The 11,015-nt window shown below is 63.1% G+C and carries 11 protein-coding genes; 4 read left to right on the top strand and 7 right to left on the bottom strand.

Features of this window, described 5'->3' with window-relative positions; translation table 11 throughout:
* Positions 1 to 119: 119 nt before the first annotated feature.
* The 5 genes from FCN77_RS26330 to FCN77_RS12200 all read right to left on the bottom strand — a co-directional run bounded on the left by FCN77_RS26330 (position 120) and on the right by FCN77_RS12200 (position 4,933).
* Positions 120 to 269 (bottom strand): hypothetical protein, encoded by a 150-nt coding sequence (locus FCN77_RS26330; protein WP_217496291.1) that lies wholly within the window; start codon positions 267 to 269, stop codon positions 120 to 122.
* 20 nt (positions 270 to 289) lie between these two features.
* Positions 290 to 1,264: a substrate-binding domain-containing protein gene (locus FCN77_RS12215; RefSeq protein ID WP_217496290.1), complete on the bottom strand. Its 975-nt coding sequence runs from the start codon at positions 1,262 to 1,264 to the stop codon at positions 290 to 292.
* 77 nt (positions 1,265 to 1,341) lie between these two features.
* The gene (locus FCN77_RS12210; protein ID WP_137322474.1) at positions 1,342 to 2,448 is read right to left on the bottom strand and encodes an ABC transporter permease; all 1,107 of its coding nucleotides are present in this window, start codon (positions 2,446 to 2,448) and stop codon (positions 1,342 to 1,344) included.
* A gap of 7 nt (positions 2,449 to 2,455) precedes the next feature.
* Positions 2,456 to 3,958: a sugar ABC transporter ATP-binding protein gene (locus FCN77_RS12205; RefSeq protein ID WP_137322473.1), complete on the bottom strand. Its 1,503-nt coding sequence runs from the start codon at positions 3,956 to 3,958 to the stop codon at positions 2,456 to 2,458.
* Between the two features lie 186 nt (positions 3,959 to 4,144).
* On the bottom strand, positions 4,145 to 4,933 hold the full coding sequence (locus FCN77_RS12200) for an IclR family transcriptional regulator (protein WP_217496289.1): 789 nt from the start codon (positions 4,931 to 4,933) through the stop codon (positions 4,145 to 4,147).
* Positions 4,934 to 5,114: 181 nt separating this feature from the next.
* Here FCN77_RS12200 and FCN77_RS12195 point away from each other — a divergent pair, with 181 nt between their 5' ends.
* The 4 genes from FCN77_RS12195 to FCN77_RS12180 all read left to right on the top strand — a co-directional run bounded on the left by FCN77_RS12195 (position 5,115) and on the right by FCN77_RS12180 (position 8,464).
* Positions 5,115 to 6,083, top strand: a complete 969-nt coding sequence (locus FCN77_RS12195) for a cyclase family protein (protein WP_254678972.1) — start codon at positions 5,115 to 5,117, stop codon at positions 6,081 to 6,083.
* The gene (locus FCN77_RS12190; RefSeq protein WP_137322472.1) at positions 6,084 to 7,106 is read left to right on the top strand and encodes a D-isomer specific 2-hydroxyacid dehydrogenase family protein; all 1,023 of its coding nucleotides are present in this window, start codon (positions 6,084 to 6,086) and stop codon (positions 7,104 to 7,106) included.
* Between the two features lie 28 nt (positions 7,107 to 7,134).
* Complete coding sequence (locus FCN77_RS12185) at positions 7,135 to 7,344, top strand: hypothetical protein (protein WP_137322471.1); 210 nt, start codon at positions 7,135 to 7,137, stop codon at positions 7,342 to 7,344.
* A 382-nt stretch (positions 7,345 to 7,726) separates the two neighbouring features.
* Complete coding sequence (locus FCN77_RS12180) at positions 7,727 to 8,464, top strand: fumarylacetoacetate hydrolase family protein (RefSeq protein WP_137322470.1); 738 nt, start codon at positions 7,727 to 7,729, stop codon at positions 8,462 to 8,464.
* 54 nt (positions 8,465 to 8,518) lie between these two features.
* On the opposite strand, the gene FCN77_RS12175 is transcribed toward FCN77_RS12180, so the two are convergent.
* Both FCN77_RS12175 and FCN77_RS12170 read right to left on the bottom strand, forming a co-directional pair.
* Entirely contained in the window at positions 8,519 to 9,940 is a 1,422-nt protein-coding gene (locus tag FCN77_RS12175) for an MFS transporter (RefSeq protein WP_137322469.1), read from the bottom strand.
* A gap of 441 nt (positions 9,941 to 10,381) precedes the next feature.
* Positions 10,382 to 10,858, bottom strand: coding sequence for a hypothetical protein (locus tag FCN77_RS12170; protein ID WP_254678971.1), 477 nt, complete (start codon positions 10,856 to 10,858; stop codon positions 10,382 to 10,384).
* Positions 10,859 to 11,015 lie beyond the last annotated feature (157 nt).

Genomic DNA, 11,015 nt, shown 5'->3' with positions numbered 1-11,015 from the left:
CGCGCAATGGCCGTGCTCTTCGCCGGGGCAGGGGCCTGGGGGTTGTGATCGTTGTTCAATTTCAACCTTGGTTCGTGGGCGGGCGCCCGGGTGTACTTGAGTGGGATCTTGCGGCCGAACTACTTGCCCCAGATTTTGCGGTACGCGTCCTGGTAACCTTCCGGGTCCCAGGCATCGGTGGCCGTCGTGTTTTCCTTGGTGGAGACGTGGATCTGGGGAACGTAGCCGCTGGCGGGCTGGTTGTTAAAGGCTCGGTTGAGCTCATCCACGAGCTGCCATCCCTCCGACTTCAGCGGTGAAGGGACAGTGGCGGTCTGGTATTCGCCGGCCTTGATCCGCTGCAACGCGGAGGAGTCGCCGTCGCCGGCCCCACGTTGAACGGTGCCCCGCCGGCGTTCACGCCGCCGGCACGCAGTGCTGCGGTCGCGTTTTCGTAGTAGACGTCGTTGATGGCCACGGAGTAGGTCCAGGCTTCGTTGTGCTTGCTGAGCAGGGAGGACACTTCCTGCGGCATTCTTGCACTGACGTCAGAGAGGGGAACGTTGTCGTATTCCAGGACCTTGATGCCGGAGCAGGTTTCCAGTTCCTTCCTGATCATCTGCGATTTGCCCTCGGCAAAGGGGATGGAGGAGTCGGTGAAGATGACGACCCCGGCCTTGCCGTTGGATTTGGCGATGACGAAGTCGGCGCTGATCTTCGCCACGTCCTCAACTTTGGTGGTGATGTTGGTGAACAGCAGCGGATCGGTGCTGGGACCAGGCGTGGACAGAGCTTGCCAGGCGGCCAGCGGAATCTTGGCCGAGTTGGCTTCGGCAACCTGGGCTGCGGTGGTCTTGGGGTCGAAGCCACCGATCACGATGCCGTCCGGTTTGGTGGTCAGCGCCTGGCTGAAGGCACTCTGGATCCCGGCGGGAGTTCCCAGGCCGTCGATCACTTTTACGTTCCAGCCGATGGACGCCGCTGCCTCCTGAAGTCCCTTGGCCACTCCAGCGACACCGGGGTTAGTCATGGACTGCGCCACGTAGACGAGGGTTTTCCCCGCTGCGGCCTTGGGTCCTGAGGTGGGTCCATCCCATGGACTGTTCGTTTTGGATGCCGCGTCGATGGCCTTCTGCGCGGTGGCAACGACGTCGGCGCAGCCGCTGTCCCCGCCAGCGGTTGCGCCGGCGGCAGCTGATTCAGCCGAACCGCTGGTGCAGGCCGTGAGTCCTAGTGCCATGATGGCGCCGGCAGCGAGCAGCAGTCTTGGGGCGGAGTTGTTCATCGTGAAGCCTTTCGGTCATGGGAAATTGCCTGATGTGGTGCCTGATCCGGACAGGTGTAGCCGGTGATGTTTCGGGGCTAGACGGCGCTGGTGGCTGGGGCCGCCGGTAGCCCGGCCCCCGTGGAAGGTCCTGCGGGAGTTGGAGGGCCGGCGTCGCCTGCGGCGGGGAGGTTGGGCGGCGGTGCGGCCACCGCACCGGCACGCAGCTTGCGCCGTGCAGAGTAGCCTGCAAGACCGACGGCGATCAGCAGCGTGACGCCGTTGAAGAGTGGGGTTACCCAGAACTGGGCGCCCAACTGGGAGATTCCGGCCAGGCCGATGGCCAGAGTGATGACCGCAACCAGAGTGCCGATCACGTTGGCGCGTCCGGGCTTGATGGCTGTGGCCCCCAGGAGCGCCCCCACGAAGGCTGGCAGCAAATAGTCCATGCCGACGCTCGGGTTTCCGATCTGCTGCTGGGAGGCAAGCAGCACTCCTGCGACGCCGGTTACCACTGCGGAGAAGGCGAAGGCGTAAATGGAGTATCTCTTCGTGGGGATGCCAATCAGGGCTGCGGCGCGGGGGTTTGAGCCCAGCACGTAGAAGTAGCGTCCCAGCGGCAGCCGTTCGAACAGGACCCACAGGATGACGGCAACGATCAGCAGGTAGACGGCAACGATCGGGACTCCGGCGATTTTTGAATCGTAGAGGTCCTTGAAGGAGACGGGCAGGCCGCCGTCGCCCGGTACCACGCGGGCCCCGTTGGTGATGGCCCCTGTGATGGCGTACAGCACGGTTCCGGTGCCCAGCGTTGCTACGAAGGAGTCGATCTGGCCGAATTCGACCAACAGGCCGTTGATCACGCCCACGAGTGCCATGACGGCGATGGCCACGACGGCCGCGATCCCCCACGGTATGTTGCTGTCGACGATGAGCTTGAGGACAATCACGTGGGAGAGCCCCAGGCCGTAGCCGATGGACAGATCGAACTTTCCGGTGGCAATGGGGATCATTGCCCCCAGCGCCAGCAGGGCGGGGATGGCCTGGTTGCTGAGAATGGCGTTGAAGTTACGGCCCGAGAGGAACGTTTGCGGCAGGATTAGGGCAAATACCGCGAACAGTACCACTAGGATGACGACGAGTCCGTAGGGTCCGAGGAGGTGGGCGGCGCCGCCCCGCTGGCGGTTTGTGTTCATCTTGTTCATGTGAGGATTACTCCGAAGTGAGAGCAGCACCGGAGGCGGCCGCCGTTAGGTTTGCAATGGACAGGTCAGCGCCGGACAGTTCCGCGGTGACGGTTCCCTGGACAAAAACGAGTGCCCGGTGGCAGACGTTGGCGACTTCCTCGAAGTCGGTTGAGATCATCAGCACGGCGAGGCCATCCGCGAGGGACTCTTCCAACAGCGTGTAGATGTCTGCCTTGGCGCCGACGTCCACGCCGGCTGTGGGTTCCTCGAGGATGATGAGCTTCCGGCGCGTGCTGAGCCAGCGGCCGATCATGATCTTCTGCTGGTTGCCGCCGGAGAGGGTGGCGATGGCCACCTCGGTCAGCGCGGGCCTGACGCCGTACCGCTCCACGAGTTCCTCGGCGAGCTTCCGTTCGGCCCGCGGACTGGTCCACGCGAAGGGGTTTTTGGTTCGGATGCCGGGATTCGGAAGGAAGTTCTCGCGGAGCGTCAACTCGGGGGCGCAGCCCTCCTCCATCCTGTTGCTGGTGACGAAACCTACGCCTGAGTCGACAGCTTCCGACGGCGTCCGGGGGTGGTAGTTCTTCGAATCGAGCAGGACGTTGCCCGAGGTGATCCTGCGCGCCCCGGCCAAAGCCCGCCCGAGTTCCATGTGCCCGGCTCCGGTGAGCCCCACCATGCCGACGACTTCGCCTGCGTGGACTGTAAAGGAGACCGCCTGCGTCTGGGAGGTGGTCAGCCCATCCACTTCAAGCCGTACGTCCTGCTGGACGCCGCTGCCCGAGGTGTAACTGACGGGTTTGCGGCCCACGATGTCCACGACGAGTTCCCGCGGTGACTTCTGGGCGATCGGTCCGCTGTGGATCAGGCGGCCGTCCCGCAGGACGGTGACGGTATCTGAAATGGCGAACACTTCGTCGAGTCGGTGGCTTACATACAGCAACCCGTGGCCCTGGCTCCGCAGCTTTTCCAGCACGTCAAAGAGCCGGCGGGAATCTGCTGCGGGGAGGCTTGCCGTCGGCTCGTCCAGGACAATGACCGAGGCGCTGGAGGCCAGCGCCCGGGCGATTGCCACGAGCGATTTGTCCGCCCGGGTCAATTCCGAGACGTACCGGTCAGGTTCGAGGTGGGAGGCCACCGTCTGAAGCGCCTCCGCGGCGTCGTCCCGGACCTGGCGCCAGGAGATGAATCCGCCGGAGCGGCCAAAGCCCGTGCTCAGCGCAATGTTCTCCGCGATGGTCATGGAGTCCACCAGGCCAAGGTCCTGATGGATGAAGGCCATGTTCGCGGTGGCTTCGGGCGTGCCGAGTGCGTGCCCGGCGACTGTGATGCGGCCACTCGTTGGTGTGTAAAGCCCGGACAGAATCTTGATCAGTGTGGACTTGCCGGCCCCGTTCTGGCCGAGCAACGCATGGATGCTGCCGGCTTCCAGCGTGAGGTTGACATCCTGTAGCGCCGCGTTCACGCCAAAGCGCTTGGTTAATTCTTCGATGTGAATCAGCGGCATCGCGGGAGGGTTGAGTCCCATGTTCGCTCCTTGCAGCCCCAGTGCTGCCTAAATTCTGGGTGGTCACCAATGACCTGCTTGACCAATATCTTGTCCTACGAACAGCATATTGGTCAATAGCCAATTCCTTGTCGGGACTCTTCCCGCAGCAACCAGGGCATTTAAACAGGCAGGGCCACCCCTAAGGGCGGCCCTGAATCAGGAAGGTTAGAGGGAATGCGCGCTCAGTGGATTGGCGAGGGCGCGGGCAATTTGCTGCAGTTCCTCCACGATTTCCTCGTGGTCCAGCTCATCGGCACGCGCCTTAAGCAGCGTGGCACTGATGGCAAACTGCGCAGGTTCGCCCGGGATGTCCACCACGGGAACGGCGAAGCACACTACTCCGATATTGGTCTCTTCGTCATCCATGAAGTAGCCGCGATGACGGGACTTCTCCAGGTCGGACATGAGCTCCGAAACACTGGTCAGGGAGCGCGAGGTGAACGGCACAAAGGTCTTGCCCCGATATCGGTCCTCCACCACGGCGTCAGGCAACGTGGAGAGGACGGCCTTGCCCGTGGCCGTCACGTGAGCCGGGAATCGGTCCCCGATGTTGGCGGTGAGCCTGATTGGATTGGTTCCCTCGTAGCGCGCCAGGTAGAGGACGTCGGTTCCATCCAGGAGTGCCAGCCGGGCCGCCTCGCGGGAAATCAGCCGGGAGCGCCGGCACAAGGCATAGAACTCGGAGAGCTGGTCGGCCGAGCGGAGGTAATCCCCGGCAAGCGATAGGATCCGCCGCCCCAGTATCAAGCGGCCATCGGAGCGCCGGAGCATCCCCTCGCCCTCCAGGGCCGCGCAGATGTTAGCCGTGGAGGACTTGGCCAACTCCATCGACTTTGCAATTTCGGGCACGCTGACGCCAGCCTGGCCAGCGGCTGCGACGAGGTCGAGAATGGCCATCGCCCGCGTGATGGCCGGTACGGAGCTTTGAGCTCCCGAGTGTGCTTCTGTCGTCATTTCCGTGTTCCCCTTATCCAAGATATTGACTTTCGACCAGTATATTGGCTTATCATTACCGAGTCACCCCCTCCTCACTTTCCTTCAGGACCGGTGGCGTTTCATGTGGCCGCCCGGGCCTCCGTAGTGGAGTTGCCGACCCGCGATTCCAAGACGGTCCCTAATTTTCAAGGAGTAAACCGTGTGTGCGGAAGACATCAGGGCAAGCTCACTCTACCCAGCCCCAACCATTTCGGGCTTCACTGTCCTGCAGGACCGTTTCGAGGAGGTATTCGAACTTGTCAAAACCTGGGGCCATTACGGCAACCCCTCCGCCGGGGCCTGGCAGACCGTCACCCCCGCCTCGGTGGTCGAAGCGGCTTCCCTCGTAAGCAGCGGACGGGTTGTGCAGACTGCGCTGCCATGGAACACCGTGAGCGGACCGTCCAACGCCAATCCCGCCCTGCACTATATGACGGACCTTGGGGTGCGCGAAGCCCCGGAACCGTCCTGTAACAAGGACTTCATCGGCGTCGACTACCACGGCAAAGCCGTCAGTCACCTTGATGCCCTCAGCCACATCGCCTACAAAGGACTCCTGTACGAAGGACAGACCTCAAAGGACGTGGTGACCGCCACCGGCGCCGACTTCGGATCCGTCAGTGCGCTCGGCTCGCTCGTGGCGCCGGCTGTGCTGCTCGACTTCGCCGTCCTCTTCGACGTCCCATGGCTCGAGCCGGGAACAGCCATCCACGCCGAGGACATTCTGGCCGCGGAGGCACGGCTGGGCGTAGAAATTGGGCACGGCGACGCCGTCCTGATCCGCACTGGCCACTTCCGCCGCGCCCGCGAACTCGGCGTCTGGGACTCTTCGGATCTGAGCGCGGGCCTGCACGTTGACTGCATGCCGCTGCTGGCAGAGCGTGGCATCGTCCTCTTGGGTGGCGACGGTGATTCCGATGTTCGCCCCTCCCCCACTCCCGGCATCCATTCGCCCATCCACATTCTTGCGATCACGGCTATGGGACTGCCCCTGCTTGACAACCTCGACCTCGAAGACCTCGGCGATGCCTGCGCCGAGGAGGATCGTTACCGGTTCATGTTCGTGGTCGCTCCCCTCAACATTCCCCGCGGCACCGGTTCGCCCGTAAACCCTTTGGCGGTCTTCTAAATGACATTCACAGTTGGAATCTCCCCCGATTTCCTGGACTCCGGCGGCAACAACGTCTGGGGCGACATCGGACTTGCCGGACTCGACGACGCCGGCTTGAAGTGGGAGTACATGACGGACCGGGCCGAGGTCCTCACGCCCGCGCAAATGGAGCGCTACGACGCCATCCTCTACGCCGCCCCCGCCGTCACAGCAGCGTCCTTTGCAGGGGTGGAGAATCCGCCGCTCATTCTGGCCCGGTTCGGTGTCGGGTTCGACGCGGTGGACCTCCAGGCCTGCACCCGTGCGGGAACAGTAGCTACCATCACTCCCGACGGCGCCCGCGGCCCGGTCGCCACAGCCACCTTGTCCATGCTTCTGTCCGTCCTGCACAACACAGTGATGAAGGATCGCTTGGTCCGTGAAAAGTCCTGGGACCTCCGCGAACGATTTATGGGCACCGGGCTGTCCGGCAAAACCATTGGCCTGCTCGGCGTTGGAAACACCGGGGGTGAGCTGGTCCGCCTGCTGCAGCCCTTCGGCGTCCGATGCGTGGGCCACGATCCCTTCTGCCCGCCCGAACGGGCCATCGAACTGGGTGTTGAACTGATGGAACTGGAAGACGTTGCCGCCATTTGTGACGCCCTCATTGTGATGGCAGTGCTGACCGAACAGACCTACCACGTCATCAACGCGGCAATCCTGGACCGGATGAAATCCACGGCAGTGGTCATCAACATGGCTCGCGGCCCCATCATCAACGAACGGGACCTTATTTCAGCCCTGGCCAGCGGAAGCATTGCAGCAGCCGGACTGGACGTGTTTGAAACGGAACCCGTGGCCAACGAACTTGTCGGTATGGACAACGTAACGCTGTCCCCGCACTGCCTCTCCTGGACCGATGAAATGTCCCTCGGCAACGGCAGCAGCTGCGTGCGCGCCATCGTTGCTGTCGCCAACGGACGGACTCCCAAATTCGTGATCAATCGGGAAGTGCTCGATACGACTGCATTCAACAACCGGCTCAGCCTCAGGGCCGGCTAGCACCCTCGCAACACAGAAAGCGATACCAATGACTGAGACAGCATTTGAAAAAACGGAAGTTGTTATTCGAGAGGCCCGCGAGTTGGGCGACGCCCTGGATTCCGGGATTCGGAGCCTCCAGGCGACGGCCCTCGCGCACGGCACCGCGGGAATTCTCGTCACGAAGCTCGCGCCCGGGCGGTTCACCCTTGAACTGAGCCACGACGTACCCTTCGGCTACACGTACGAGAAAGCCTGACTGCCGCCTCCGCTCACGGCCAGTTTCGCTCGGTGCCGCACCGGCACGGCCGGAGGCGGCACCTGATGTTAATGAAGGATTCCAGATAGTGAAACGTGCCATGAGTGAAATTGACGGCCAGGACTGGGACGCCGCGGAATTCGCGGCGAGAGAGGAAGCATGGCGGAGTTCCCGCCGTCACCGCCTCAGCTGTTTGGGATGCGGGGAGCCTGCATTCTTCCGGACTCAATCCAACGACCGCCGTCCCAGCTTCGGAGCGAGGCATAGCCATAATTGCGACTTCATAGCCCCGAGACCCTGGAGCGTTTTCAAATACCTCCAATAGCACCGCGGCCGCCATGTCAGCCGCCGTCCTCCCACAATCATCGCAACCAGGAGCCCCATGAGAATTGCAAGAATCAAGACACCCGCAGGTCCGCAACATGCCGTGGAGCGGAACGGCAGCTGGGATCACATTCATGACCCGTTTGTGGAACCGCTCACCTACACCGGAGGCACAACCCCTGAGGCCGAAGCGGTCTTCCTCGCTCCCGTCCGGCCCGCCGTAGTGCTCGGCATTGCGCACAACCGCACGCTCAATAGTCATCCCCTGCCCATCCAGGCATGGCACAAGTCGGTTCATACCGTGGCCGCCCCAGGGGACCAGGTATCGGCGGCCCGCGGCCGCGGCACGGTCAACGTCGAAGGCGAACTCGCCGTCGTGATCGGAAAAAGTGCGACGGAACTGACAGCCGGGAACGCTTTGGAGCACGTCCTGGGCTTCACCTGCGTCAACGATGTCACCAACGTGGACCAGGGTGCCGTGGATGAACGGAATTTCCAAGGCAAGGCCGGCTGCAACTACACGCCTCTGGGTCCATGGATTGAAACGGAGATCCCGGATCCCGACCTCGTGGGGATCGACGTGTGCGTCAACGGCGTGGTCAGGGCGAAATCAGGTTCCTTCAACCTGCCCTCTTCCGTGACGGAGTGCCTTATCTACGTAACATCCTGGTTGACCCTTGAGCCCGGGGACGTCGTGATGACAGGGGCTCCCGGGACAGCAGTGGCCGTGCAGCCCGGTGATCGTGTCGACGTTGTCCTCGGCGGCATCGGAACCCTGACGAACACGATTGCCTAGTGGCGTTTGCCAAGATCGGTACACGTGAAGTGGATGGGCGCCGCGGCCGCAGAACTAGGCTAAACGGCCGCCGCCACGATCACGCCTGCGTGGGCTGGTCGCCATCGGCCTTAAGTTGACCTGCTCGGCGGTGTCCCGTGAGGCGTCCTCGATCAGGGTCAGGTCGCGGCCACGCGTTTCGGGCACCAGAAACGTGGTGATGAATGTGATGACTGACAGCGCAAACACATACGTGGCCACCGGCCACCACGCTCCGCTACTTATGCTGATCAACCACGCACCCGCCACAGGGGCGATCCCGCCGGCGAGCACCGCGCTGAACTCCCGCGCCGTAGCCACACCAATGTAGCGGTGGCGGTTGCCGAAAAGTTCGGGTAAGAGGGCGCACTGCGAACCCAGCATCGTATTCACCCCGAAGCCAATGGCAACCGTGACAACGAGGATAATGACGATGGGATTCCCCAGGGAGAGCAGCCACCAGCCGGGGTAAGCCAGCACCAATAGGACGCCGGCTCCGAAGCGGTAGACAGGGATCCGCCCGAAGCGGTCCGACAACGCACCGGACCACGGGACCGAGACCATGCCGACGAGTGATCCGACCGCGACAGCCAGCGGACCGATCCAGGCGCCGACGCCAACAGTTGTGACAACGAAGCTGACGGCCAGCGTATTGAAAAGGTAGGAGCCTCCGTTCTCCGCCATTCGAAGGCCGATACCGCGAAACACGTTAGGGAGAGACCGGCTGAAGACCTCGCGCAGCGGACTCTGGGCAATCTGGTCCTGCTCTTCGAGCACGATGAAGGTGGGGCTCTCCCTCAGGCGGAGCCTGATGAAAAGGGCTATGGCAATCAGCAGGATTGAGGCCAGGAATGGAATCCGCCACACCCCGGACAGCAGCACTTCGCTCGGAAGGGTGCCCAGGTAGATGAAGACGCCGGCGGCCAGCAGCGTACCGGCCTGGATGCCGATGAACGGCAACGCAGCAAAGAAACCCCGACGCCGGACCGGCGCGTATTCCGACATCAGCACCGTCGCACCTGCCTGCTCCGCCCCCGCGCCGAAGCCCTGCAGGAGACGCATGAGGACCAACAACGCCGGAGCCCAAATGCCCACCTGGCCGTACGTCGGCAGCGCGCCGACCAGCGTGGAGGCACCGCCCATGAGCAGGACGGTGGCCACCAGCACCCATTTACGGCCAAGCCTGTCGCCAACAGTGCCGAAGAAAAGGCCGCCCAGCGGCCGGGCCACAAAGGCCACACCGAACGTGGCGAAGCTCGCCACAGTGCCGGTGGCGGGGTCAAGGTTGGAAAAGAAGACCTTGCTGAAGATCAGGGCGGAAGCTAGCCCGTAAAGCGCGAAATCGTAGTATTCCAAGGCGCTGCCCACGCTCGACGCGAACGTGGCCCGGCGAAGGTTGGCAGCATACTCGGGATCGTTGGAACCCCTACCGACGTGCGGTGCGGCGCCGGAACTCATAAGGACGTGCCTCCATTTGATGGGCCCCGGGTTGGCGGCTGTCACCGTAGACTCGGGGCGTCGGCCCCCACACGGGTGTTGCCCGTTAGCGGCAATGTAGCACCGTACTGAACCAAGTCAAGACCCGAACATGTGCAGTGCGTTGGGCATTCCTGCGTTGACTTCCCGCCAGCGACTTGACCGCGGTGAAGCCGTTCTCGGAAAGCAGGTTGCCCGACTGGTCACGATCACGAGCTGGATGTAGACAGCGTAGACCGGCTCGCCTGGCAGCTCGTTGATCGGAGGGCTGTCCGCACAGCTCACCGGCCAACCGTATTGCCCGACCGCCCCCGGTCGAGCCCTGGCGCGACGGGCGGCTCATCCGCTTCGGGCGTATATCGGCGGCAGCCACGCTATAAACCAGGGGACAGCTGTGACTTGGTCCAATGTGAGCAGCATCAGTTACTCGCGGAGGCCTCCGGCATAGTGGTTGACTGCCCGGGAAGGTTCGCCTGCAGCTGCTCCAGAATGGTGCGGGCGGTCTGTTCGTCGCCAAGGATCCGGAAGTGCCCGGCGGTTTGGAGCTGTACGTTTGTGGCCCCGGGCAGAACGCTGCCTTCGGTGATATGCGGGTCGTAAACGCCGTAGAGGGGACGTGATCCGGTGATTTATGGATTCTTCCCGCGCCATTTGCAGGGTCAGCGCGTTGCGGGGTGAAAAGACCCGGAGGCTGGGGATGAGCAGGTAGCGGGCGTAACGCGACCCGGAGAAGGGCGTGCAGACGGCGATCATGCGATCAATGCGCTCGTCCGGGTCCAGGGCAAGCATGACGTATTTGCCGACGAGGCCGCCCTTGCTGTGGGCGACGATCACGGCACTGTTAAGCCGGGCGGCTGCGATGTGGTCAGCCACGAGCCGGGCCGCTCTGGGCACGTCCAATCGGTTCCTCTACAAGATGGCGCTTGGCGGTTCTGCCGGACCACTCGTACTCATCAAGGGTAGCTGCGCCGACTCTGACCTGGTCCGCACGTACCCCGCCGCCCCGTGAGGAAAGTCCGATCCTGCTCGCGGAAAACGGGCCTCGAGCTCAAAGAAC

This window comes from Arthrobacter sp. 24S4-2 (assembly GCF_005280255.1).
In the GTDB taxonomy this organism is placed as follows: Bacteria; Actinomycetota; Actinomycetes; order Actinomycetales; family Micrococcaceae; genus Arthrobacter.
The sequence above is the reverse complement of the archived record's forward strand: the minus strand, read 5'-3'. Positions and strand labels throughout refer to the sequence as shown.

Excerpts from the sequence above, each read along its gene's own strand:
- FCN77_RS12215 (WP_217496290.1), bottom strand. The coding sequence starts at position 1,264 with ATGAACAACTCCGCCCCAAGACTGCTGCTCGCTGCCGGCGCCATCATG.
- FCN77_RS12210 (WP_137322474.1), bottom strand. The coding sequence starts at position 2,448 with ATGAACAAGATGAACACAAACCGCCAGCGGGGCGGCGCCGCCCACCTC.
- FCN77_RS12205 (WP_137322473.1), bottom strand. The coding sequence starts at position 3,958 with ATGGGACTCAACCCTCCCGCGATGCCGCTGATTCACATCGAAGAATTA.
- FCN77_RS12200 (WP_217496289.1), bottom strand. The coding sequence starts at position 4,933 with ATGACGACAGAAGCACACTCGGGAGCTCAAAGCTCCGTACCGGCCATC.
- FCN77_RS12190 (WP_137322472.1), top strand. The coding sequence starts at position 6,084 with ATGACATTCACAGTTGGAATCTCCCCCGATTTCCTGGACTCCGGCGGC.
- FCN77_RS12185 (WP_137322471.1), top strand. The coding sequence starts at position 7,135 with ATGACTGAGACAGCATTTGAAAAAACGGAAGTTGTTATTCGAGAGGCC.
- FCN77_RS12180 (WP_137322470.1), top strand. The coding sequence starts at position 7,727 with ATGAGAATTGCAAGAATCAAGACACCCGCAGGTCCGCAACATGCCGTG.
- FCN77_RS12175 (WP_137322469.1), bottom strand. The coding sequence starts at position 9,940 with ATGAGTTCCGGCGCCGCACCGCACGTCGGTAGGGGTTCCAACGATCCC.